The 23122-nt window shown below is 65.8% G+C and carries 19 protein-coding genes; 10 read left to right on the top strand and 9 right to left on the bottom strand.

The features are described from left to right. Position 1 precedes the first annotated feature (1 nt). Positions 2-664, bottom strand: a complete 663-nt coding sequence (locus tag LPJ38_RS28050) for a response regulator (RefSeq protein WP_008548921.1) — start codon at positions 662-664, stop codon at positions 2-4. After that, on the bottom strand, positions 661-2043 hold the full coding sequence (locus LPJ38_RS28045; RefSeq protein WP_145629874.1) for a sensor histidine kinase: 1383 nt from the start codon (positions 2041-2043) through the stop codon (positions 661-663). The genes LPJ38_RS28050 and LPJ38_RS28045 overlap by 4 nt, the downstream gene beginning before the upstream one ends. 192 nt (positions 2044-2235) lie before the next feature. Between LPJ38_RS28045 and LPJ38_RS28040 the strand changes: the two genes are divergently transcribed. Further along, positions 2236-3117 (top strand): DUF3280 domain-containing protein, encoded by an 882-nt coding sequence (locus LPJ38_RS28040; protein WP_145629875.1) that lies wholly within the window; start codon positions 2236-2238, stop codon positions 3115-3117. Here the strand turns inward: LPJ38_RS28040 and LPJ38_RS28035 are convergent. From LPJ38_RS28035 to LPJ38_RS28025, 3 genes are read right to left on the bottom strand one after another with little or no spacing between them, the layout of a single operon-like run. Then, the gene (locus tag LPJ38_RS28035; protein ID WP_145629876.1) at positions 3107-4138 is read right to left on the bottom strand and encodes an L-idonate 5-dehydrogenase; all 1032 of its coding nucleotides are present in this window, start codon (positions 4136-4138) and stop codon (positions 3107-3109) included. The two genes, LPJ38_RS28040 and LPJ38_RS28035, sit on opposite strands and share 11 nt — an antisense overlap. Before the next feature lie 27 nt (positions 4139-4165). Further along, positions 4166-4933: an SDR family oxidoreductase gene (locus tag LPJ38_RS28030; protein ID WP_145629877.1), complete on the bottom strand. Its 768-nt coding sequence runs from the start codon at positions 4931-4933 to the stop codon at positions 4166-4168. Between the two features lie 12 nt (positions 4934-4945). Beyond that, positions 4946-6145, bottom strand: coding sequence for a mandelate racemase/muconate lactonizing enzyme family protein (locus tag LPJ38_RS28025; protein ID WP_145629878.1), 1200 nt, complete (start codon positions 6143-6145; stop codon positions 4946-4948). A gap of 175 nt (positions 6146-6320) precedes the next feature. Here LPJ38_RS28025 and LPJ38_RS28020 point away from each other — a divergent pair, with 175 nt between their 5' ends. Both LPJ38_RS28020 and LPJ38_RS28015 read left to right on the top strand, forming a co-directional pair. Beyond that, positions 6321-7082, top strand: a complete 762-nt coding sequence (locus tag LPJ38_RS28020; protein ID WP_145629879.1) for a GntR family transcriptional regulator — start codon at positions 6321-6323, stop codon at positions 7080-7082. A 24-nt stretch (positions 7083-7106) separates the two neighbouring features. After that, positions 7107-8471, top strand: coding sequence for an MFS transporter (locus tag LPJ38_RS28015; protein ID WP_145629880.1), 1365 nt, complete (start codon positions 7107-7109; stop codon positions 8469-8471). A gap of 9 nt (positions 8472-8480) precedes the next feature. On the opposite strand, the gene LPJ38_RS28010 is transcribed toward LPJ38_RS28015, so the two are convergent. From LPJ38_RS28010 to LPJ38_RS28000, 3 genes are all read right to left on the bottom strand, one after another. Next, on the bottom strand, positions 8481-9731 hold the full coding sequence (locus LPJ38_RS28010; RefSeq protein ID WP_145629881.1) for an arsenic transporter: 1251 nt from the start codon (positions 9729-9731) through the stop codon (positions 8481-8483). A gap of 26 nt (positions 9732-9757) precedes the next feature. After that, positions 9758-11041 carry an MFS transporter gene (locus tag LPJ38_RS28005; protein ID WP_145629882.1) on the bottom strand — a complete coding sequence of 428 codons (1284 nt, stop codon included), beginning with the start codon at positions 11039-11041 and terminating at the stop codon, positions 9758-9760. A 218-nt stretch (positions 11042-11259) separates the two neighbouring features. Next, positions 11260-13737 (bottom strand): PAS domain-containing hybrid sensor histidine kinase/response regulator, encoded by a 2478-nt coding sequence (locus LPJ38_RS28000; RefSeq protein WP_145629883.1) that lies wholly within the window; start codon positions 13735-13737, stop codon positions 11260-11262. A gap of 212 nt (positions 13738-13949) precedes the next feature. Here LPJ38_RS28000 and LPJ38_RS27995 point away from each other — a divergent pair, with 212 nt between their 5' ends. The 4 genes from LPJ38_RS27995 (at position 13950) to LPJ38_RS27980 (ending at position 18548) form a co-directional block, all read left to right on the top strand. Continuing rightward, positions 13950-15020, top strand: coding sequence for a zinc-binding metallopeptidase family protein (locus LPJ38_RS27995; protein ID WP_145629884.1), 1071 nt, complete (start codon positions 13950-13952; stop codon positions 15018-15020). Between the two features lie 185 nt (positions 15021-15205). Then, positions 15206-17221: an acetyl-CoA carboxylase biotin carboxylase subunit gene (locus LPJ38_RS27990; RefSeq protein ID WP_145629885.1), complete on the top strand. Its 2016-nt coding sequence runs from the start codon at positions 15206-15208 to the stop codon at positions 17219-17221. A gap of 164 nt (positions 17222-17385) precedes the next feature. Beyond that, a complete protein-coding gene (locus LPJ38_RS27985) occupies positions 17386-18252 on the top strand; it encodes an isocitrate lyase/PEP mutase family protein (RefSeq protein ID WP_145629886.1) in 867 nt (288 codons plus the stop codon). Further along, positions 18249-18548, top strand: coding sequence for an acylphosphatase (locus tag LPJ38_RS27980; RefSeq protein ID WP_145629887.1), 300 nt, complete (start codon positions 18249-18251; stop codon positions 18546-18548). The genes LPJ38_RS27985 and LPJ38_RS27980 overlap by 4 nt, the downstream gene beginning before the upstream one ends. Before the next feature lie 239 nt (positions 18549-18787). On the opposite strand, the gene LPJ38_RS27975 is transcribed toward LPJ38_RS27980, so the two are convergent. Continuing rightward, positions 18788-20308 carry a PAS domain-containing sensor histidine kinase gene (locus LPJ38_RS27975; RefSeq protein ID WP_145629888.1) on the bottom strand — a complete coding sequence of 507 codons (1521 nt, stop codon included), beginning with the start codon at positions 20306-20308 and terminating at the stop codon, positions 18788-18790. Between the two features lie 140 nt (positions 20309-20448). On the opposite strand from LPJ38_RS27975, the gene LPJ38_RS27970 reads away from it, so the two are divergent. Genes LPJ38_RS27970 through LPJ38_RS27960 form a run of 3 tightly spaced genes read left to right on the top strand, consistent with a single transcriptional unit; the run spans position 20449 to position 23121 of the window. Then, the gene (locus LPJ38_RS27970; RefSeq protein WP_145629889.1) at positions 20449-21006 is read left to right on the top strand and encodes a GbsR/MarR family transcriptional regulator; all 558 of its coding nucleotides are present in this window, start codon (positions 20449-20451) and stop codon (positions 21004-21006) included. A gap of 16 nt (positions 21007-21022) precedes the next feature. After that, complete coding sequence (locus LPJ38_RS27965) at positions 21023-21688, top strand: DUF4166 domain-containing protein (protein ID WP_145629890.1); 666 nt, start codon at positions 21023-21025, stop codon at positions 21686-21688. Then, a complete protein-coding gene (locus tag LPJ38_RS27960; protein WP_145629891.1) occupies positions 21685-23121 on the top strand; it encodes a TIGR01777 family oxidoreductase in 1437 nt (478 codons plus the stop codon). Before LPJ38_RS27965 ends, LPJ38_RS27960 begins: the two co-directional genes overlap by 4 nt. Position 23122 lies beyond the last annotated feature (1 nt).

The following is a 23122-nucleotide window of genomic DNA, read 5'->3' as shown; positions in this document are numbered from 1 at the left end:
CTCAGGTCTCGCCGAGGTCTACCTCCGTCAGGATGCCCTGGCGCAGCGCCAGCCGGACCAGTTCGATGTCGGAGCCGACGCCGAGCTTGTCCTTGATCAGCGAGTGCAGGTTCGCCACCGTCTTCGGGCTGACGTGGAGCGTCTCGGCGATCTCCTCCGTCGTGTTCTCGGCGAGCAGCAGCCGCAGCACCTCGAATTCGCGCGGCGTCAGGACGTCGGCGGCCGAGCTCTCGCCGCTGATGCGGCTGAGCGCAAGCTCATGGTCGATGTCGGGGCTGATGGCGATCTTGCCGGCGAGCACGTCCTTCACCGCGCGCACCAGCGTCTCGGGCGGGCTGGTCTTGGTGACGTAACCCCGCGCACCGGCGCGGATCGCCTGCACCGCAAAGCCGGCATTCTCGTGCATGGTGAAGACCAGGATCCGCGCGGCCTTGTCCCATTGCCTGATGCGCCTGACGGCCTCGATGCCGCCGATGCCGGGCATGCTGAGGTCCATGATGACGAGATCGGGCGCCTCGGATTTGTACAGGCGATAGGCCTCCGCGCCGTCGGCGGCCTCGGCGACGACGCGCAGTCCCGGCTGCTTCTGGAGCACGGAGCGATAGCCCTCGCGAACGACGGAATGGTCGTCGACCAGCAGGATGGTCGCCTCGGTCCCGCTCATGCCGCGTGGTCCAGCGCAGGCCGATCGGCGGCTGCGAGCGGAATGAATGCGCGCAGCGCCGAACCATGGGGGCCGGACTCGAAGCTCAGCCGGCCCCGAAGCGCGGCGACGCGCTCGCGCATGCCGAGCAGGCCCATGCCGGATTTAGCCGCGGCATCGTTCGGCCGGCCGTCGTCCTCGATCGCGAGCGCGATCTCGCTGTCGGCCAGGGTCAGATGCAGGCTGACCTTCGTGGCGCCGGCGTGCTTGGCGGCGTTGGTGAGCGCCTCCTGCACGATGCGATAGAGATTGGCGCTGACGGAGGCAGGCACGCTGTCGAAGGCGCCTTCGAACCGGATCTCGAAGCGGGGCTGGCCGCGGCTGCGGCCGTTCCACCCCGATACCAGGCCTTCGAGGCTCGCGACGAGGCCGAGCTCATCGACATCGGGCGGCCGCAGCCGGAACAGCGCGCCGCGTAGCGTCTCCATCATGCCGGTCGCGGTGCGGGCGATGCCGTCGCACTCTCCCAGCAGGTCGGGGCAGTCCTGAGCCGCGGTCTGGCGGGTGGAGGCGGCGAGCGCGCGGATGGCGGCAAGCGACTGGCCGAACTCGTCATGCAGCTCGCGCGCCAGATGGCGGCGCTCCTCGTCCTGGAGCGCGATCAATTTCCGCGTCAGCTCGTTGCGTTCGGCAAGCGCGAGGTCGAGACTTTCGGCGAGGTGGTTGAAGACGTCGCGGATGGCCGAGAGCTCGGCGAGATCGAACGGCGGCAGCCGCGTCGTGAGGTCGCCGGCGGCGATGCGCTCGAGGCCGTCGCCGATCATGCGGGTGGGGCGCAGCGCGCGGGCGAGCGCGGCATAGACCAGCGCGCAGAGCAGCGGCAGCGCGATCGCAAGCGCGATCATCAGGCGGCCAGCCTCGTGCCAGGCCTCCGCCGTCTGCACGGCCGGATCGACAGTGACCACGGTCTCGCCGAGCTTGGCGCTGCGCACGATCACGGGCCGCGTCGCCTCGCGGCCGGGGTCGAACAGGCTGCGATAGAAGGCGGTAAAAAGCTGCGGCGGCGGGCTCGCCGGAGCCGGCGCGCCGCTACAGAAACGCTGGAGCATGTCGCCGCTCGCGCCACGGAAGCCAAGACACAGGCCGGGCGTCATGACGTAGGCCGACACGGGATCGAGGTTGGGGAAATCCGAGCGCGGGTTGGTCCCCCATTGCACCTTGCCCTGTTGAAGCTCCAGCGACTTCGCCACGATGGCTGCGATACCGTCGATGCGCGCATGCGCGGCGCGGTCAGCTGCAATCAGGAAATAGGCGGAGATCGCCGCAAAGCAGGCGGCCGATATCCCCGCCACCAGCAACGTCAGACGGACCTTGAGATCGAACCTCGGGCGGTTCCACATCGGCTTGCACCTGGTGCGAACGGGTTTGTTGCCCCGCATTAAAGGGCAGAACGCTGGCGGCGGGAAGCGTTCCTGCTTTACGGCAATGCAACGTCGTGAAATTTTCCCGGTATTGATCGGGACAGCCACGGCTGCATGGCAATATGGGGCCCGTCCAGATTTGCGGCGCCGCTCATCCCATGAGGCCCGTTCATGCATCGCTCCCGGCTGATTCTTTCTGCCCTTCTCCTCTTTGTCCTGTCTCATTTGCCGGTCCACGCCCAGGCCCTCATTGGCGTTGCCTTGGACGATTTCAGCTATACCGACACGTCGGGTGAGCCGACCAATCAGACCGCTGCCCATGAGCGGCGGCTGGCGGCGTTCATGGCCGCGCTCCGACGGGATATCGGCGAGGCTGGGCGCTATCGGCTGGTGCCGTCGGCCCAGGACGGTGCGGCGTTCAAGATCATCGGTGGCATCCAGAAGACGAGCACGCTGGTGCAATGGGCCAAGGTCGCCGTGATCGACGTCAGCGCCAAGCAGCTCGTGATGGACAAGCTCTACTCCTTCCGCGGCGACAGTGACGAAGCATGGGAGCGCGCCGAGATATTCCTGTCCCGCGAGATCATGGCCGCGCTCGGCACGCAGGCGCCGGTTGCGCTCGCCGTGTTCGACTTCGAGCTCGAGGACGTGACGGCCGCCTCGGCGGGCGCGTCAGCCGCGTCCGACGCGTCACATCTCGCCGAGGTCACCGGCGGGGTGCGCGAGGCGCTCGGCCAATCCGGCCATTACCGGATCGTCGACGTCGGCGAAGCGGCGGCGAAGGCGGGGGCCTTGCGGGATTGCGGCGGCTGCGAGGCCGTCATTGCGCAGAAACTCGGCGCCGACCAGTCGTTGATCGGGGTGGTGCGCCGGGTCAGCCGCACCGAATACACCATCGGCTTCCAGCTTCGCGATGCCAGGACCGGCATGGTGCTGGCGCGCGGCGACAGCGGCTTGCGCCTCGGCGCCGACTATTCCTGGAAACGCGGTGCCGTGCGGCTGGTCCAGGAGCGGCTGATTGAGAGCCTGCAGGCCACCGACGCTAGAAAGTGAGCTGCACCTTCATCGACTGCGAGCGGTCGCTGGCGAGCTCGAACGCGGCGACCGCGTTCTCGAACGGCATGGTCGCCGTGATCAGCGGCTTGACGTCGATCAGGCCTTCGCCCATCAGCCGCACCGCCAGCTCGAACTCGGGATCGAAGCGGAAGGTGCCGCGGAGCTGCAATTCCTTGGCGACAATGGTGTTGATCGGCAACGTCATGTCGCCGCCGAGGCCGAGCTGCACCAGCGTGGCGCCGGGCCTGAGCACATCGAGCGCGGTGCGCAGGGCGACCTGATTGCCCGAGGCTTCGAACAACGTGTCGAACACGCCCTTGCCGGTGCGCCAGGGATCGAGCGCGGCGGCGTTGGCCGCGACGTTGATGGCGTGCGTCGCCCCGAGCTTTCTGGCGACCGCGAGGGGCGCCTCGGCGACATCGGTCACCACGATCTCCGATGCGCCGCCGAAGCGCGAGACCAGGATCATCAGCGCGCCGATCGGGCCGCAGCCGGTGATCAACACGCGCTTGCCGAGCAGGGGCCCGGCCTGCTTGCCCGCATGCAGGCACACCGCCAGCGGTTCGGCGACCGCGGCTTCGGCCAGCGACAGCTTGTCCGCGATCGGCACGGCCTGCGTCGCATCGACCGTGATGAATTCGCGAAAGCCGCCCTGAACATGGGGGAAGCGCATTGCGCTGCCGAGGAAGCGCATGTCGAGGCACTGATTGCGCATGCCCTCCTGGCAATGCAGGCACTGGCCGCACGGCCTGCTCGGATTGACCGCAACGCGCGTGCCCGGCCTCACGCTGGTGACGCCATCACCGACGTCGGCGACCACGCCGGCGATCTCATGGCCCAGCGCCATCGGCTGCTGGATGCGGACGACGCCGAAGCCGCCATGGTGGTAATAGTGCAGGTCGGAGCCGCAGATGCCGCCATTGGCGATTTTGACGCGGACCTCGCCCGGCGCGGGAGCCGCATCCGGATAGCTATCGATCCGCAAATCTTTCGGTGCATGGATGACGACGGCGCGCATGGGCTTGCCCTCTCGTTGGAGCTGCGATCACATCGCGGCGATCATGCCGCCATCGACATAGATGATCTGACCGTTGACGTAAGTGGAGGCGTCGGACGCCAGGAAGATCGCGGCGCCGACCAATTCGTCCGGCTTGCCCCAGCGCTTGGAGGGGATGCGGCCCATCAGCCAATTGTTGAAATCGGCGTTGTTGACCAGCGCCTCGTTCAGGTCGGTGAGCATGTAGCCGGGGCCGATCGCATTGGCCTGGATGCCGTGCTGGGCCCATTCCACCGCCATCGAGCGTGTCAGGTTCTTGATGCCGCCCTTGGCCGCCGTGTAGGGCGCAATGGTCGGGCGGGCAAGCTCGCTGCCGAGCGAGCCGATATTGATGATCTTGCCGTGCTTGCGCGGGATCATGCGCTTGGCCGCCTCGCGGCCGATCACGAAGGCGCTGGTGAGATTGGTCTCGATCACCTTGCGCCATTCGTCGGTGGTGAATTCCACCAGCGGCTTGCGGTGCTGGATGCCGGCATTGTTGACGACGATGTCGACGGCAATGCCCTTCTTGTCGAAGTCGTTGAACGCCGCGACGATCGCGGGTTCGTCGGTGACGTTGAACGCGGCGCCCTCGGCCTGATGCCCGGCGGCGCGAAACTCGGCGACGGCCTGCTCGACTCGCTCAGGGTCGACGCCGTTGATGATCAGCTTCGCGCCGGCCTTGGCCATGCCTTCGGCGATGGCGCGGCCGAGGCCGCGGGAGGAGCCGGTCACGAGCGCAGTGCGGCCGGAAAGATCGAAGAGGGCGGTGCTCATCTCAGAAAATCCTCAAGCGTTGGAGCGGCGCACGGTGAGATCGGTGCGCTCGAAGACGGCGGGCAGAAGGTCGACGCCGAGGCCGGGACCTTCCATCGGGAAGACATAACCGTCCTTGATCACGGGCATCGTGGTGACGAGCTCATTGTACCAGCCTTTGTAGAAGGCGCGCACGGATTCCTGGATCAAGGTGTTGGGCTGGCTGAACGACATGTGGATGGCGGCGATGAAGCCGATCGGGCCGATGCAATCGTGCGGGGCGAAGGGGCGGTGATAGGTCTCGGCCATCGCCGCGATCTTGCGGCCCTCGGTGAGGCCGCCGGTCCAGCACAGATCCGCCATCACCACATGCATGGCGTCGCGGTCGAGCATGTCCTTGTAGGGGAAGCGTGAGCCCAGCGTCTCGCTGGCGCAGACCCAGACGTCGGTCGACCGGGCATATTCGGCCAGTGCCTGCGGCGAGTTCATCCGGATCGGGTCCTCGTACCAGGTCGGCTTGTAGGGCTCGAGGGCGCGCGCGATCTGCTTGGCGGTCGGCAGATTCCACAGCGAGTGGAGCTCGACCATGATCTCCATCTTGTCGCCGACGGCTTTGCGGATCTTCTCGAACGGCTCGATCGCCTGCTTCATCTGGGCAGTGGTGATGTAGAGGCCCTTGTTCTCCTGCGCCGCCGGATCGAACGGCCAGATCTTCATCGCGGCGATGCCGCTCTCCAGCAGGCTTTCGGCAAGCGCATCGGCGTGGTTCATGAAGCCGTCGAGGTCTTCATAGGGACCCTTGGAGGCACCGAGATTCCAGTTCGCGACCGGGCTGATATTGGTCGAGCGGACATACTGGGTGCCGGCGCAAGTGTTGTAGATGCGCTGCTTGTCGCGGCAGAGGCCGCCGAGCATCTGGTGCACCGGCTGGCCGCAGACCTTGCCGAACAGGTCCCACAGCGCGATGTCGATAGCGGAGGCCGCGCGATATTCGACGCCGGTGGAGGACTGCGCCATCGGCAGGTTCAGCATGTCGCGATGGATGGCCTCGATGTGCAGGGGATTGCGGCCGAGCAGGCGGCCGGCAAAGGTGTCGTGGATCTGCGCTTCGACCGCGCCCGCGCCATAGAAGGTCTCGCCGAGACCGATCACGCCGGCATCGGTGTGGACGCGCACCCAGATGACGTTGGAGAACTCTTCGGTGCGCAGGGTTTCGATCGACGTGATCTTCACGGCAACAATCCTCCCATCGGGCTCATAGCGCCCGCATTGTTTGTCATTTCTGCGCCGCGGCTGGCGGGACCGGCGGCACTCATACGCCCGCTTGTAATATATCACAACATGTTTTAATCATATCACAAGCAAGGCGCCGCCGAGCGATGCGAGTGTGGTTGGATGGGAGGACGACATGGCACGGCGCAAGCGCGCGCTCGAAGTGGTGAGAGACGATGGCGAAGGCAGGCCTTCCCGGAGCAACCGTCTCAACTTTTTCGAGTTGGCCTATCAGAGGATCGAGGAGCTCCTCGTCCATTGCGAGCTCAAGCCCGGCCAATTCATGACCATGCAGGAATTGCAAGAGATCACCGGCTTCGGCCGCACGCCGGTGCATCACGCCGTCAATCGTCTCTCCGCCGACACGCTCATCATCATCCGTCCGCGTCACGGCCTGCACATCGCACCGATCGATCTGGCGCGCGAGCGCATGCTGCTGGACCTGCGCCGCGACATGGAGCGTTTCGTCATTCGCCTCGCGGCGGATCGCGCCAGCCTGTCGCATCGCAATCAGGCGCTCCATATCGAGCGTTTGCTGCGCGAACGCCGCGCCAGCCTGACGCTCGACGAATTCAATCACATCGACCGCCGCATCGACGCGCTGGTGCTGGAGGCGGCGGGCGAGCCGTTTCTGGTGCACACGCTGCGGCCGCTGCACACGCTGTACCGGCGCATCGGCTACATCCATCACCGCTTCATGCCGGGGCAGGCCGATCTGTCCGGCACGATCGATCGCCACCTCGCGATCCTCGCAGCGGTCGCGAGCCGCCGCGTCGATGACGCCGTGAAGGCGAGCGATGCCCTGATCGACTACATGGGCGAGATGTTCACGGGGATGGAGGCGGGGATCGACCCGCGGCTGCTCGATTGCAGTATCGAGCCGCTGCTCGGCGCGTAGCGCGTTTTGCAGAAAGGACCATAGATGTCGACGATGGCGATGCCACAACCGACCGCGAGCGAAGCCGCGGTCCGCTACCTCATCACCAACTACAGTCCCAAGGGCAACAAGGTCGGCTGGCTGATGATGGCCTCGATCCTGGTCGAAGCCTGGGACCTCTATTCGATCGCCTTCGTGCTGATCTTCATCAAGGAGCAGTACAATCCCGATCCGCTGATGCTGGGACTGGCCGCGGCCGGAACGCAGGGCGGCGCCCTGATCGGCGCGCTGCTCGGCGGCTGGTTGTCCGACAAGATCGGCCGCCGCGTCATGTTCCTGGTGACGATGGTGATGTTCATCGTGCTGGCACTGGCACAGGCCTTCGTCCCCAACGTTGCCTGGCTCGTGGTGATCCGCTTCCTGCTCGGCATTCCGCTCGGCTCCGACATCTCGACCGGCTACACCTACATCATGGAGTCCATGGCCAAGGGTGAGCGCGAGGTCATGGGCAATCGCTGGCAGTTCATGTTCGCCGTTGGTGAGGTCCTCACCATCGGCGTCATCGTGATCTTCCTGCTGATCGACATGAACCACGAGATGCTGTGGCGCGTGACGCTCGGGCTCGGCGCGGTACCGGCGCTGATCATCCTGATCATGCGCCACGACGTGCCGGAGACGGCGGTGTGGCTGGTGCAGAAGGGACGCTACCGCGAGGCCAAGCAGGTCGCGCGCGAGATGTTCAACGACAATCTCGACATGCTGCCCGACCGCGATGTGGTGGTGCCGAAGACCAGCACGCGCGCGTTCCTCGCCGACCTCAAGAAGGACCCGATCCGCTGGCGCGCCACGCTGTATGGCTGGGTCGCCTGTTTCGCGCAGGCGAGCGAGTTCTCGACCTTCGCATTCTACCTGCCGGTGCTGTTCGCAATGGTCGGCGTGTCGACGATCCTCGGCAACAATCTGGTGACGATGGCACTGTTCTCCTTCGCGGCCGTGTCGGGCTGGGTCGGGCCGCTGCTGACGCCGAAGATCGGCCATCGCGGCATTGCGATCGCGGGCTTCTCCATCGTTCTGGTGTCGCTGCTGGTCGCCGCGTTCGCGCTCTACACCGGCAACACCATTCTGCTGCCGTTCGCTGCCGCCGGCATGCTGTGGGGCCATTATTGGGACGCCTCGAACTGCATGACGATCCCGACCATGGTCGCCCGGCCGCAATATCGCGGCACCGCCAGCGGCTTCGCCTACATGTTCGTGAAGCTTCCGTCGTTCTTGGCGATCTTCCTGTTCCCGACGCTGTTCGCCGCGATTGGGCAGGCCAATGCCACGCTGTTCGTCGCGATCTTCCCGGTGATCGGGTTGCTCGCCGCGATCTTCATCCTGCCGGAAGTCTACGGCTACGAGAACGACTGAAACCGCACACTATCTGATCGCGGCGGCGAGCGCCGCGATCAGGGCGGGCGGCGTCACCAGCAGGCCGAGCTTGAGGAACGGCCAAGCGCCGACCTCGATCTTCTCGCGGCGGAGCGCGACCAGCCAGAGGATGGTGGCGAGCGAGCCGGTCACCGACAGATTGGGCCCGAGGTCGACGCCGATCAGGATGGCGCTGACGACGGGCGCAGGCAGATCATTATTGGCGGCGACCGAGCCGGCAACGAGGCCGACCGGAAGGTTGTTGGCGATATTGTCGGCAAGCGCCGTGGCAATGCCGACGCTCCAGGCGGCTGTCGGCACGGACTGCGCCACCGCCTGGTGCAGCAGCGCGCTGAGCTGCGCGATCACGCCGGTTTTCACCAGCGCTTCCACCATGACGAAGAGCCCGCCGACCAGCGGCAGCACGCTCCAGGAGACGCCCCTCAGCACCGGCAAGGGCGATTGCCGGTTGATCAGCAGTACGATCGCTGAAGTCAGCGCGCCGCAGATGAAGGTCGGCAGGCCGAGTTGCTTGTCCAGCGCCGATGCCGTGACCAGCACGACGCCGATGGCGACGATGCCGATGGCCGTGAGCTTCCCGCCGCGTCCGAGCTTTTGATGCGGCACGCTGCGGGCAATCGTGTCTTCCTTCAGCGCGCGGTGTTGGGTCAGACGCAGCACGACATAGGTCAGCACGATCGAGGCCGCCGAGGGCAGGGCGAACAGGCGCAGCCATTCGCTGAGCGCGGGCATGCGCGCACCGAACACGACGAGATTGGCGGGATTGGAGATCGGCAGCACGAAGCTCGCGGCATTGGCAATGAAGGCGCAGACGAACAGGTAAGGCAGCGGCCTCGCGCCGGCCGCGCGCGTTGCGGCATAGACGGCCGGCGTCAGCACGATCGCGGTCGCATCGTTGGAGAGCAGCACGGTCACGAGTGTGCCGACGAGATAGACCAGCAGGAACAGCCGCTGCGGCGAGCCGCGCGCATATTCCACCGCAAGCGCGGCGAGATAATCGAACAGGCCTTCGAGCCGCGCCAGCTCGGCGATCAGCATCATGCCGATCAGGAAGAGATAGACGTCGACGCCCTTCTCGATCCCTGTCAGCGCATCCTGCCACGACAGAAAGCCGAGCAGCACGAGAGAACCAGCGCCGAGAACGGCCCAGATCGCTTCAGGCAGGGACCACGGGCGGATGATGACGCCTGAGGTCGCGGCTGCGACAATGCTCCAGGCCCAGATGGCTTCAGACGGCACGGTTCAGGTCTCGGAACGGGATGGGTTCACTCGGCAGCGATAGCCGATGCGGACGCCGCTGTCTTCCCCTGGGGGCGCGGATCGCCATCTTCGTTTTGACGCGTCTCGGGAAGGGCGAGAAGGCAGATGACCGCACCGATCGCCGCGACGGCGCCGAGCGTGATGAACGCTGCGCTGTAACCGGCGCCGACCACGACGAGGCCCGCCAGCGTTGTCGACAGTGCCGCGCCGATGCTCTGGGCCGTGATGACCGCGCCCTGCGCGACGTTGAAGCGGCCGGTGTTGCGCATCAGGTCGGCGACAATGACCGGGAAGATCGCGCCAAAGATGCCGGCGCCCACGCCGTCGAGAAGCTGGACGCCGACCAGCCAGAATGGATTGTCGGAGAGCGTATAGAGTGCACCGCGAATCGGCAGGATCAACAATGCCGCAAGGAAGAAGCGCTTGTGGCCCCAGTGGTCGGCCCGCGTGCCGACCAGCATGGCAAACGGCACCATCACCATTTGCGCGGCGACGATGCAGGCCGACATCAGGCTGGTGCCCAAATTCTTGTCCTGCAGCGCAAGCTTCTGCCCGACCAGCGGCAGCATCGCAGCGTTTGAGAGGTGAAACAGCACCACGCAGATCGCGAAGACGAGGAGAGGGCGGCAGGTCAGGAGCACGCCAAGCCCCGAGGGATGCTCGGCCGCGCTATCGGATCGAGACCCCTGCAGTCCGCGCGCGAGATTGTGGTCGATGGCGCGTTCAGGGATCGCCAGAATGCTCACCAGGCTCGCGATTGCCATGGCGCCGAGAAGGTAGAACACGACTTTGGGCCCGAACCAATAGGCGCAGACACCGGCGATGCCCGCGGCCACCGCGTTGCCGGCGTGGTTGAAAGTCTCGTTGCGGCCGATGCGGGGGGTGAAGGCGGCATGGCCGAAGATGCCGAGCGAGACGGCGGCGATCGCAGGCGGAAAGACGACGGCGGCGGCTTGAGCGATGCCCTGCGAGATCGCGACCGGCAGGAAATCCGGAAACAACGGCAGCGAGAGCGATGCCAACGTCACCATGACCGCAGCGATGGCCATCACCCGCCGCTTGACCCGCGTCGCATCGACCAAGGCGCCGGCCGGCGTCTGCGCCATGATGCCTGCGATGGTCGCGATCGACATCACGAGGCCGATGCGCGCCTCGTCCCAATGCTGCTCGGTGAGGAGATAGACCGCGAGATAAGGGCCGAGGCCGTCGCGGACATCGGCGAGGAAGAAATTGGCCGCATCCAGCGCGCGGCCGGCCTGTCCTGCCTGATCGGAGGTTTCGCTAGACATCGGTTTCTCGATCGAGACGGGATTCCCGCAGCAAACACTCCGCTGTCGTCCCGGACAAGCGTAAGCGCAGATTCGGGACCCATAGCCACAGGATGAAGTTGAACGAATATTGTCGTCTACCAGCTTACGCTACAACGTCGGTCTCGGAGTATGGGTCCCGGATCGGCGCGCGCTTTTTGCGCGCTTGTCCGGGACGACAGGCGTTTGCTTGGTTCACTTTACCTGGCCAACGACAGCTTCTCCGAGATCGCCTTGCGGAGGATGCGCGACAACGCCTCCACCGAATAAGGCTTCTGGATCAGCTCGAAGCCGCGATGGGCGTTCTCGGCGAGCACGTTGCTGTAGCCGGAGGTGAGCACGACCGGCAGGCCCGGATAGCGCTCGCGGATGATGCCGGCGAGCTCGACGCCGTTCATGCCGGGCATGATGACGTCGGAGAATACGAGGTCGACGGCGAATTCGTTCTCGCCGAGAATGGCGAGCGCCGCATTTGCGTTGGCGACGCGGCGGACGACATAGCCGAGATCCTCCAGGAGCTCGGTGGAGAAGCGGCCGACCTCGTCGTCGTCCTCGACCACGAGCACGCGATAGCCGCGCCCGGTGGCCGCGGCTTCGTGAGTCAGCGCGGCCGCTTCCTTGGCGGTCGCGGGACTTTGGGCCTGCGGCAGGTAGATGGTGAATGTGGCACCTTGGCCTCGCGCGCTCGTCACCGCGATGTCGCCCTCGGATTGCTTTGCGAAGCCGAACGCCTGACTGAGGCCGAGCCCCGTGCCCTTGCCGACCTCCTTGGTGGTGAAGAAGGGCTCGAAGATCGACTCCAGATGCTCCGGCGCGATGCCGCCGCCGGAGTCGGAGACCGAGATGGCGACGTAGTCGCCACTGCGCGCCAACTGGGCCCGCAGGCTCGGAATGCCCTGGACCTTGCGAACCGCGATGGCGAGACGGCCTTCGCCATTCATGGCGTCGCGGGCGTTGACGGCGAGGTTGATCAGCGCAGTCTCGAACTGGGCGATATCGGCGACGGTGAAGCAGTCGGCATCGTCGATCTCGACGACGATCTCTATGCGGCCGCCGACCAGCGGCCGGACCAATTGCGCGACGCCCTCGACCTGGCTGCCGACATTGAAGATCTGCGGCTTGAGCGGCTGCCGCCGCGCGAAAGCCAGAAGCTGCGCGGTCAGCTTGGAGGCGCGCTCGACGGTCTCGGAGATGGCATCGACATAGCGGCGGCGGCGCTCCTCCGGCAGCTCGCGGCGGCGCAGGAAGTCGGTTGCCGAGCGGATGATGGTGAGCAGATTGTTGAAATCGTGCGCGACACCGCCGGTGAGCTGGCCGATCGCCTCCATCTTCTGCGACTGCCGCAGCGCTTCCTCGCCGCGCCGGCGCTCGGTGATGTCGACGGCCTCGGGCACGGCGCCGGTGATGTTGCCGTGGCGGTCGAGCACGGGGCGCATGCCGAAGTCGAAATCGCGCTCGCCGATGGGAAGGCGCAGCCGCATCTCCAGCCGCACCGCTTCACCCTTGAGCACGGTGTCGAAGGCCTCGCGCACCAGCGCGCCCATGCCCTCCGTCGCGCTGAACCAGGGGGCCTCCCACAACGGCTTGCCGATCACGTCCGAAGAACGCGCGTTGATGCCGGCCAGTGCCGTCTTGTTGGCGTAGACCAATTCCCCCCTGAGATTGACGAGGCCCTGATATTGGTTGCTGGTCTCCAGGATCGCGCGCAGCCGCGCCTCGTTGGCTTCGAGCTCGGCGGTGCGCTCGGCGATGCGCTCTTCCAGCGTCTCGTTGAGCCGCCTGAGCTCGATCTCGGCCTGTTTGGCGACGGTGATGTCGTGGGCGACGCCGATGAAGCCGATATGCTTGCCGGTCGGATCCCAGCGCGGCTGCGATTCCGAGCGCAGCCAGCGCCATTCGCCGCTGGCGTTCTTGTAGCGAGCCTCCAGCACGAACGGCTTCAGCGAGGCTTCGCCCTGAACGGATTGCTGCAGCACATGGGGCAGGTCGTCCGGATGCAGGACCTTGCGCCAGTCGAAGTCGATGGCCTGATCATAGGGCAGGCCGACGAAATCGACATAGGCCTGGTTGGCGAAGGAGCGCTTGCGGTCGAGCTTGGTCACCCAGATCGGCACCGGCGCGCTGTCCGCGATCAGCCGGAAGCGCTCCTCGCTCTCGCGCAGCGTCTCGCGCGCGAGGGCCTGGTCGGTCATGTCGATATGGGCGCCGACGAGCCGGACGGCGCGGCCGTCCTTGTCGCGCTCGATCTTGGCGACGACGCGGATCCAGCGGGTCTCGCCGTCATTGGGACGGATGATGCGGTATTCGGCGGTGTAGTCTTCGCTCGTTCCGGCGAGAGCCTCGAAGAAATGCCTGACCGTCGCGTCGCGATCCTCGGGATGGATGCGATTGACCCAGTCCTCGTGCGACTCGTCGGCAGCCTCGCGCGGCAGGCCGTGGATCATCAGATATTCGGGCGAGCGGCGGTTCTTGAAGCCTTCGCGGAAGTCGACCTCGACGCCGCCGACCTTGCCGATGCGCTGGATGCGCGCGAGCTCGGCCTCGCGCTCCTGAAGCGCGCGATAAGCGTTATCACGCTCGCGCGCGACGTCTTCGAGGTGTTGGCGCAGCCTTTCGGCGGCAATGGTTTCGGGCAAGGGATCGTTCAAGGCATCGGCCGTTGTCATGCGGTTGCGCACGCGCCGGACCGATATTCACACAGACGGAGCGTGATGGCCATCGCTTAGAGGGGGATACGAAGGGAAAGGCGCCGCCGAAAGGGTGATGCGGGTATGAACGAAACGCCGGGTCTGGCAATTTGTTCCTGACATTGGAACGATGCGCCGCCGGAGGCGTCTTTGCGAGGCACCGGACTCTCGTTCATGAGGCTCCTTGCCAAAGAGGATAAATCTTGAAGCTGTTTGTCTGCCAGGCCTGCGGCAACGTTCTGTATTTCGAGAACCGCGCCTGCGAACGCTGCGGCCACCGGGTCGCCTTCCTTCCCGAGAAGGAGACGATGTCGGCGATCGAGCCCGACGGGGGGGGCTGGACGACGCTGGCCGACAGGGGCAGGCGCCGCATGCTCTGCCGCAATGCCGAATACGACGCGTGCAACTGGCTGACGGATGCGGCCGACAGCACGGGCTATTGCCGCGCCTGCCGCCACAACGGCATCGTGCCCGACCTGTCCGATCCGGCCCAGCTCGCCGGCTGGCGCGAGCTGGAGGTGGCGAAGCACCGGCTGTTCTATTCGCTGATCCGCTGGAAGCTGCCGCTCCAGACCCGGCAGGAGAACGCGGAGCATGGGTTGATCTTCAATTTTCTCGCGGACGACCCGCACAGCGGAGAGAAGGTCATGACCGGCCACGACAACGGCTTGATCACGATCGCGCTCACCGAGACCGACGACATCGAGCGCGAGCGGCGCAGGCTTGAGATGGGCGAGCCCTACCGAACGCTGCTCGGTCATTTCCGCCACGAGGTCGGGCATTATTTCTGGGACGTGCTGGTGCGCGACGGCGGCAAGCTGGAGGAATGCCGCGCCGTGTTCGGCGACGATTCTGCCGATTACGGCCAGGCCCTGCAGCGTCATTATGCCGAGGGGGCGCCGCCGGATTGGCAGCAGACTTACGTCTCGGCCTACGCCACCACGCACCCCTGGGAAGACTTCGCCGAGACCTGGGCGCACTATCTCCACATCGTCGACACGCTGGAGATGGCTGCCGAGTTCGGCATGGAGGTCCGCCCCAAGGTCGACCGCGACGGGGAATTGACGGCGCGCATCCGTTTCAATCCCTATGAGGCCAGGGACGTCCAGGCGCTTATCGACGCATGGCTGCCCTTCACCTTCGCCATGAACAGCGTCAACCGCGCCATGGGCCTGCGTGACCTCTATCCCTTCATCCTGTCGCCGGCCGTGATCGCCAAATTGGGCTTTGTTCATAGCCTCGTTCGGGACGTCGCCAAGCCCGGCAAGCCATAGGCGGCCCAAGGCCCGCTGCCCCGTTCCTAAGCCGGTTTCGGTCTTGCGCTGGTACGCCAGAACGGGGCGGATTTAGACCGTTGCCTCCGGCCCATTTTGATGTACCACGGGAGCCACACGGCCCGTCCCAAAGGCCCCCAACGGCCAGGGAAGGGTCCCGCCCAAGGTCGAGACTCAAGAAAAGCATGTTCAAACGCATTCTGATCGCCAATCGCGGCGAAATCGCCTGCCGGGTCATCAAGACCGCCCGCCGCATGGGAATTCAGACCGTCGCAGTCTATTCCGAGGCCGACCGCGATGCCCTCCATGTGGAGATGGCCGACGAGGCCGTGCTGATCGGCCCTCCCGCCGCGGCCGAGAGCTATTTGGTGATCGAGAAGATCGTCGAGGCATGTAAAAAGACGGGCGCCGAGGCCGTGCATCCCGGCTACGGCTTCCTGTCAGAGCGCGAGGCATTTCCGCGCGCGCTGGAGGCGGCCGGCATCGTCTTCATCGGCCCCAATCCGGGCGCGATCGCGGCGATGGGCGACAAGATCGAATCCAAGAAGGCGGCGGCCAAGGCCAAGGTCTCGACCGTGCCGGGCCACCTCGGCGTCATCGAGGACGACAAGCACGCGGTCCGCATCGCCGACGAGATCGGCTATCCCGTCATGATCAAGGCCTCGGCCGGCGGCGGCGGCAAGGGCATGCGCATCGCCCATTCCAAGGCCGAGGTCGCCGAAGGCTTCAACCTCGCCAAGGCCGAGGCCAAGGCCTCGTTCGGCGACGACCGCGTCTTCGTCGAGAAGTTCATCGTCGATCCCCGCCATATCGAGATCCAGGTGCTCGGCGACAAGCACGGCAACGTGATCTATCTCGGCGAGCGCGAATGCTCGATCCAGCGCCGCAACCAGAAGGTCATCGAAGAGGCGCCGTCGCCGCTGCTCGATGAGGAAACCCGCCGCAAGATGGGCGAGCAGGCCGTCGCGCTGGCCAAGGCCGTGAACTACGATTCCGCCGGCACCGTCGAGTTCGTCGCAGGCCAGGACAAGAGCTTCTACTTCCTGGAGATGAACACGCGTCTCCAGGTCGAGCATCCCGTGACCGAGCTCGTGACCGGCATCGACCTCGTCGAGCAGATGATCCGGGTGGCCGCCGGCGAGAAGCTTGCCATCAGCCAGAAGGACGTCACGCTGACGGGCTGGGCGGTGGAGTCGCGCCTCTACGCCGAAGATCCGTTCCGCAACTTCCTGCCCTCGATCGGGCGCCTGGTGAAGTACCGTCCGCCGGCGGAAGCCAGCCAGGACGGCATCACGGTGCGTAACGACACCGGCGTGCAGGAGGGCGGCGAGATCTCGATCCATTACGATCCGATGATCGCCAAGCTCGTCACCCACGCGCCGTCGCGCGCGGCCGCGATCGAGGCGCAGGCGACTGCGCTCGACTCGTTCTACGTCGACGGTATCAGGCACAACATCCCGTTCCTGTCCGCGCTGATGCATCATCCGCGCTGGCGTGAGGGCCGGCTCTCGACCGGCTTCATCGCCGAGGAGTTCCCCAAGGGTTTTGCGGTGCGCGTGCCCGAAGGCGAGGTCGCCCGGCGGATCGCCGTGGTCGGCGCCGCCATCGATCACGTGCTCGGCGAGCGCAAGCGGCAGATTTCGGGCCAGATGGGCGGCCGCGTCGTGCAGCGCGAGCGCCGCCGCGCGGTCTGGCTCGACCGCCAGGAGATCCTGCTCGAGGTGGGGCGCGAGGGCGAGGCGATCGCGATCCGCTTCATCGATGCCGACGGCAAGACCGGCAATGCGCATCTGTTGCAGTCGCCATGGAAGCCGGGCGACCCGGTCTGGCAGGGCACCATCGACGGCCATTTCGTCGCCGTGCAAACCCGCCCCATCGCGAACGGCATCCGCCTCGCGCATCAGGGCGTCGAGGTGCCGGTCTATGTCTGGACCGAGGCGGAAGCGGCCTCGGCGCGCTTGATGCCGGTGACGACGGCCTCCGACACCGGCAAGAAGCTGCTGTGCCCGATGCCCGGCCTCGTGGTTTCGATCGCGGTCAGCGAAGGGCAGGAGGTCAAGGCCGGCGAGACGCTCGCGGTGGTCGAAGCCATGAAGATGCAGAACGTGCTGCGCGCCGAGCAGGACGGCACGGTGAAGAAGATCCACGCCAGCGCCGGCGCGACGCTCGCGGTGGACGCGCTGATCCTGGAGTTTGCGTAAAGGTGCGAGTGGGGCGGGCTTTCTGCCTGCACCACCGTCATTGCGAGGAGTCTTTGCGACGAAAGCAATCCGGTCTGTCTCTGCGGATGCATTTCTGGATTGCGTCGCTTCGCTCGCAATGAGGGAGTATGCTGAGGCCTCCGTGACCTAACTGAGACAGCACCATGGCCTTTCGTTCCCGCCGCGAGAAACTTCGCTCCATCCTGTCGGGCGAAACTTGCGTCCATCCCGGCTCGGTCTACGACGCCATCTCGATCCGCATTGCCGAGGATCTCGGCTTTCCGCTCGGCATGTTCGGGGGATCGGTGGCTTCGCTCGCGGTGCTCGGCGACCCCGATGTCACGCTGATTACGCTCACCGAGCTTGCCGAGCAGATGCGGCGCATGTCGCGCGCCTCCGCGCTTCCGGTCCTGGTCGATGCCGATCACGGCTATGGCAATGCGCTGAACGTGCGGCGCACGGTGCAGGAGCTGGAGACGGCGGGGGCCGCCGGCCTCACCATCGAGGACACGCTGCTGCCGGCGGCGTTCGGCGAGACCAAGGTGCAGCTGATCACGCTCGAGGAAGGCGTCGGCAAGATCAAGGCGGCGCTCGATGCCCGCAACGATCCGTCGCTGGTCGTCATGGGGCGTACGGGCGCTGCCGCGATCACCTCGGTCGAGGATGCGATCCGCCGTGCGCAGGCCTATGAGGCGACCGGTGTCGATGCGCTGTTCTTCACCGGCATCAAGTCGCGCGCCGAGCTCGAGGCCATCACATCCGCTACCCGCCTTCCAATCGTGCTCGGCGGCGCGCCGGACGAGCTGAATGCGCTCGACTATCTCACCGGTCAACGCGTGCGCATCGCGCTTCAGGGCCATGCGCCGATCGCTGCTGCAACGCAGGCCGTCTATGAGACTCAAAAAGCGCTGCGTGAGGGCACGGCGCCGAAAGCGCTGAGGGGATTGGCATCGGCGGAGCTGACGAACCGCGTCATGCGCGAGACGGACGTGAAGGCGCGCGGCGCCGACTTTCTTGGGCTGAAAAGATGAGCCGGGCGATCCTCCAGGTCATGATCCGCGGCCGCGTGCAGGGTGTCGGCTACCGCGCCTGGGTCGAATACCAGGCGACCGCGAGCGGCCTCGAAGGCTGGGTCCGCAACCGCCGTGACGGCAGTGTCGAAGCGCTGTTCGCAGGCCCGCCGAACCATGTTGCCGACATGGTCGCACTGTGCCGCCACGGCCCGCCGTCCTCGCGTGTCGACAGCGTCACCAGCGAGACCGCCGGCGCCGATGAATTGAACCTGCGCCGGACAGGGGAAGCGTTTTCGGTGTTGCCGACGGTGTGAGCACTCCGCGCGCTCGGATACAGCATCTTGCGCGGAGCACGCCTCGTCCTTCGAGACGACCGCTTCGCGGTCTCCTCAGGTTGAGGCTCTGCAGCATCGGTGCGCGTTGAAACGACAGCCGCGCACTCGATCCTCATCCTGAGGGCCCGCCGACGGCGGGCGTCTCGAAGGATGGCCAGAGGCGAAATCGCTCCAATATGCGATTGCTCCGGCGCGGCGGCGAGAGATGAAGAAGGAAGTCATCTCGGCAGCTTGGCGATGGCTTCGCTGAGCTCGTGGATTTCGTACGGCTTGCGCAGGATCGGGAAATCGCCGCGCACGCCGGCGGCGACCTCGCTGTAGCCGGTGGCGAGCAGGATGGGCAGGCCGGGGCGGATCTGGCGCAGGTGCTGGGCGAGGCTGAGCCCGTCCATCTTGCCGGGCATGACGATGTCCGAGAACACGAAGTCGACGCCGTCCGCTTCGATCTCGCGCAAGGCCGCCTCGGCATCGGCGACGCGGCGCACGCTGTAGCCGAGCTGTTCCAACAGGCCGACGCTCACGGATGCGACGTCGGGATTGTCTTCGACCAGCAGCACCGTGCCGCTGCCGCGGAACGACGCCTCTCCGGTCGTCTCGCGCGCCGGCGCCTTGTCCGCGCGCGGCAGGAGGATGGTGAAGGTGGTCCCCTTGCCGAGCTCGCTTGCGACCTTGATCGTGCCGCCGGCCTGATGGGCAAAGCCATGCACCTGGGAGAGGCCGAGGCCGGTGCCTTTTCCGATCGGCTTGGTGGTGAAGAACGGCTCGAAGATCTTGTCGAGGACGTCACCGGGAATACCGAGGCCGGTATCGGCGACGTCGATCGCGACGAAGTCGCCGGTGAGGGGAGCCTCATCGAGCACGATGTTGTGCGCGCCGATCGTCACAGTGCCGCCGTCGGGCATGGCGTCGCGCGCATTGATGACGAGGTTGAGCAGCGCGGTCTCGAGTTCGGAGACGTCGGTCCTGACCGGCCAGAGGTCGCCGCTGATGTCGAAGGCGAGGCGCACGGAGCTGCCGACGCCGGCGTCGAGCACCTCGCGGATCGCCGCGATGCGCTCGGCGAAGTCGATCGCCTGCGGGTTAACGCTCTGCCGCCGCGCGAAGGTGAGGAGTTGGTTGGTCAGCGCCGCGCCGCGCTTGGTGGCGGTGTCGATGGCCGAGATTGCGCGCTGAAGCTTGGCCTCGTCGTTGCCTCCTCGCTTCAGCATGTGGAGGCTGCCGCTGATGATCATCAGTAGATTGTTGAAGTCATGGGCAACTCCGCCGGTGAGCTGGCCGAGCGCATCGAACTTCTGGGATTCGGCGAGTTGCTTCTGCATCGCCTCGAGCTTGAGCTGCGTGTTGCGGCGTTCAGTGATGTCGCGCGTGATCTTGGCGAAGCCGACAAGCTGGCCGTCCTCGTAGATCGGATCGATCACCACGCTCGCCCAGAAGAACGTGCCGTCCTTGCGGACGCGCCAGCCGTCCTCCTCATAGCGGCCCTTTTCGCGGGCAATGCCGAGGGCCCGTGCGGGCTTTCCGTTGGCGCGGTCGGTCTCAGTGTAGAAGCGGGAGAAATGCTGGCCGAGGATCTCCCCGGGCGAATAGCCCTTGATGCGCTCGCCGCCGATGTTCCAGCTCGTGATGATGCCGGTGGGATCGAGCATGTAGAGGGCGTAGTCCGCAACCCCTTCAACCAACAGCCGGAAACTGCGTTCGCTCTCGAACAAGTCTCTCTGCTGACTGGACTTTTTAACCATTCCCGGACCCCGCCTCGACGGGAGCAAACGCCGGAGACGCCGGATGGTTCCCCGTCTGGGACATTTTTAGGCAATCATATGGCGCACGCAAACTGGCCGTCGCACTTGACAGGAAGTCAGTATCGTCAGATATTTCTGTTATGACAGAAATAACCGGCAAGAAGAAACTTCCCGCCGCGGTCGAACGCTTCATTCTGCATTGGGGCGACATGGGCGACGAGTGGGGCGTCAACCGATCGGTCAGTCAAATCCATGGGCTGCTCTATCTGGCCGAGGCGCCGATGACGGCCGAGGATATTGCCGACACGCTCGGCATGGCGCGCTCCAATGTCTCGAACTCGCTAAAGGAGTTGCTGGCCTGGAATCTGATCCGGCGGGTGCCGATTCTCGGCGACCGCCGCGACCACTACGAAGCCGAGACCGACGTCTGGGAGGTCGCCGCCAGGATCGCGGCGCGGCGCAAGGAGCGGGAGATCGATCCGGCGATCGCGGCGCTGCAGGCCTGCGTGTCCGATGCCGCTGATGATCCGACCATCAGTCCGGTTGCGAGCAAGCGGCTGAAAGAAATGCTCGCCTTCACCGAGCTCGCCGACCACTGGTTCATGCAGATGCTGAAGGTGCCGCGGCCGCGGCTGGTCGCCTTGATGCGGCTTGGCGAGAAGGTCGCCAACCTGCTGCCGCTGGGCAAGGCCAAATAGCGTCAAGGAGGGTGCGATGACGTCGGCTCGAATATCAGGCTCCAGCGCATCGACCTCCACGCACACAAAACTGTTCGACGATCGCCGCTTTCGCGCGCTGCTGTCGGACGAGGATTGGGGTCGCCTGCCGCTCGCGACCTGGCGGCGCTTTTCCAAGCGTGTCGCCGACGGCGACAGCGTCGTCTATGTCGGAATCGTCGACGAGGTCGCGTTCAGCAACCCCGGCTGGTGGTTGGCGCAAGCAGCAAAGCTGATCGGCGGGCCGCTGCCGACCGGTCGCGACATCGGCGTCCCCATGATCGTGACTGTTACCGAGGACGGCGCAACCGGCGGCCAGACCTGGACGCGCATCTGCGCGCGCAAGCGCGGCTTTCCGCAAGTGATCCATTCGGCAAAGCGCTTCGCAGGTCCGACCGGGCTCGAAGAATATGTCGGTTTCGGCGTCTCGATGGCCCTCCGCATCGCCGTCGAAGGCGAGACGCTGACCTTCCGCAGCGCCGGTTATGGCTTGCAGCTCGGACATCTTTGGATCCCGCTGCCGGCATGGCTCACGCCGGGCGATCTCACCGTTACGCATCGCGACCTCGGTGAGGGCGCCTTCCGCTTCACCCTCGATGTCATTCATCCGCGTTACGGCGCGCTGATCCATCAGTCCGCCTCGTTCAGGGAGGCCGTATCATGACGCCGCTGCTGTGGACGCTCATCGCCATCCAGATCGCGATGGGCGTGTTCGACACCTTCTATCACCATGAATTCACCGAGCGCCTGGCCTGGCGTCCGTCGCAGCGCTTCGAGCTGAAGCTGCACGGCATCCGCAACATGCTCTATGCGCTGCTGTTCCTGGTGCTCGGCTGGCTGGAGGTTTACGGTGTGCTGGCGCTTCTGATCGTCGCGGTGCTGGTGGCCGAGATCGTCATCACCTTGATGGATTTCGTCGAGGAGGATCTGAGCCGGAAGCTGCCGCCGAGCGAGCGCATCAATCACACGCTGCTGGCGATCAACTACGGCGCCATCCTGGTGCTGCTGCTGCCGGTGCTGATCGGATGGGCGATGCGGCCCCTCGGCGCGACCATCGTCTATCAGGGCCTGCTCAGCATCGCCGCGACCGCCTGTGCGATCGGCGCGGCGCTGTGCGGCCTCAGGGACTTTGCGGCGATGCGCCGGCTTGGCCGCATGCGCAGCGTTGCCGCGCACGGGCTCGTCGAGAAGCTCGCCAGCCGAAAGACCGTGCTGATCACTGGGGCCACCGGCTTCATCGGCAGCCGCCTGGCGGCGAGCCTCAGCGGGGCAGGGCACGACGTCATCGCGTTGATCCGCAATCCGGCGAAAGCCGAGATGCTGCCGCCGCCGGTCACGCTGATCACAAGTCTCGATCAGCTCGCCGCGGCCACGCAGATCGATGCCATCGTCAACCTCGCCGGCGAGCCGATCGGCAACGGGCTGTGGACCGAGGCGAAGCGCGCGAAGATCATCGGCTCGCGCGTCGATATGACGGGCGAGGTCGTGAAACTGATCGCGCGGCTGGATCGCAAACCCGAGGTGCTCGTCAGCGGCTCGGCGATCGGCTGGTATGGTCTGTGGGCCGACCAGGTGCTGACGGAATCGGCGAAGTCCCACGCCAGCTTCAGCCACGAGCTGTGCGCGGCCTGGGAGGCGGCGGCGCGGCCGGCGGAGGAGCTCGGCGTCCGCGTGGTCTATTTACGCATCGGCCTCGTGCTCGGCACCGAAGGCGGCTTCATCACGCGCATGCTGACGCCGTTCGAGTTCGGGCTCGGTGGTCCGCTCGGCACCGGGCGGCAGTGGATGTCCTGGATCGAGCGCGACGATCTGATCCGGCTGATCGCCTATGTGATGGCAACGCCCGATCTCAGCGGACCCGTCAATGCCACCGCGCCGATCCCGGTGACCAATGCAAAATTCACCGAAGAGCTCGGCCGCCGACTGCACCGGCCCGCGATATTTCGTATTCCCGGCAGCCTGTTGCGCCGGGTCGGCGGCGGCTTTGCCGACGAACTGCTGCTCGGCGGTCAGCGCGTGCTGCCGAACAAGGCACTGAGCCGCGGCTTCGTATTCCGCCACGAGACATTGCGTAGCGCGTTCGAGGCGATCCTGTGAT

The sequence above is a fragment of the Bradyrhizobium daqingense genome (assembly GCF_021044685.1).
In the GTDB taxonomy this organism is placed as follows: Bacteria; Pseudomonadota; Alphaproteobacteria; order Rhizobiales; family Xanthobacteraceae; genus Bradyrhizobium; species Bradyrhizobium daqingense.
Note: the sequence above shows the minus strand (reverse complement) of the source record. Positions and strands in the feature narration are given on the sequence as shown.

Bases quoted from the DNA above. Each gene is read 5' to 3' on its own strand.
- LPJ38_RS28050 (WP_008548921.1), bottom strand. From the start codon at position 664: ATGAGCGGGACCGAGGCGACCATCCTGCTGGTCGACGACCATTCCGTC.
- LPJ38_RS28045 (WP_145629874.1), bottom strand. From the start codon at position 2,043: ATGTGGAACCGCCCGAGGTTCGATCTCAAGGTCCGTCTGACGTTGCTG.
- LPJ38_RS28040 (WP_145629875.1), top strand. From the start codon at position 2,236: ATGCATCGCTCCCGGCTGATTCTTTCTGCCCTTCTCCTCTTTGTCCTG.
- LPJ38_RS28035 (WP_145629876.1), bottom strand. From the start codon at position 4,138: ATGCGCGCCGTCGTCATCCATGCACCGAAAGATTTGCGGATCGATAGC.
- LPJ38_RS28030 (WP_145629877.1), bottom strand. From the start codon at position 4,933: ATGAGCACCGCCCTCTTCGATCTTTCCGGCCGCACTGCGCTCGTGACC.
- LPJ38_RS28020 (WP_145629879.1), top strand. From the start codon at position 6,321: ATGGCACGGCGCAAGCGCGCGCTCGAAGTGGTGAGAGACGATGGCGAA.
- LPJ38_RS28015 (WP_145629880.1), top strand. From the start codon at position 7,107: ATGTCGACGATGGCGATGCCACAACCGACCGCGAGCGAAGCCGCGGTC.
- LPJ38_RS28005 (WP_145629882.1), bottom strand. From the start codon at position 11,041: ATGTCTAGCGAAACCTCCGATCAGGCAGGACAGGCCGGCCGCGCGCTG.
- LPJ38_RS27990 (WP_145629885.1), top strand. From the start codon at position 15,206: ATGTTCAAACGCATTCTGATCGCCAATCGCGGCGAAATCGCCTGCCGG.
- LPJ38_RS27985 (WP_145629886.1), top strand. From the start codon at position 17,386: ATGGCCTTTCGTTCCCGCCGCGAGAAACTTCGCTCCATCCTGTCGGGC.
- LPJ38_RS27980 (WP_145629887.1), top strand. From the start codon at position 18,249: ATGAGCCGGGCGATCCTCCAGGTCATGATCCGCGGCCGCGTGCAGGGT.
- LPJ38_RS27975 (WP_145629888.1), bottom strand. From the start codon at position 20,308: ATGGTTAAAAAGTCCAGTCAGCAGAGAGACTTGTTCGAGAGCGAACGC.
- LPJ38_RS27970 (WP_145629889.1), top strand. From the start codon at position 20,449: ATGACAGAAATAACCGGCAAGAAGAAACTTCCCGCCGCGGTCGAACGC.
- LPJ38_RS27965 (WP_145629890.1), top strand. From the start codon at position 21,023: ATGACGTCGGCTCGAATATCAGGCTCCAGCGCATCGACCTCCACGCAC.
- LPJ38_RS27960 (WP_145629891.1), top strand. From the start codon at position 21,685: ATGACGCCGCTGCTGTGGACGCTCATCGCCATCCAGATCGCGATGGGC.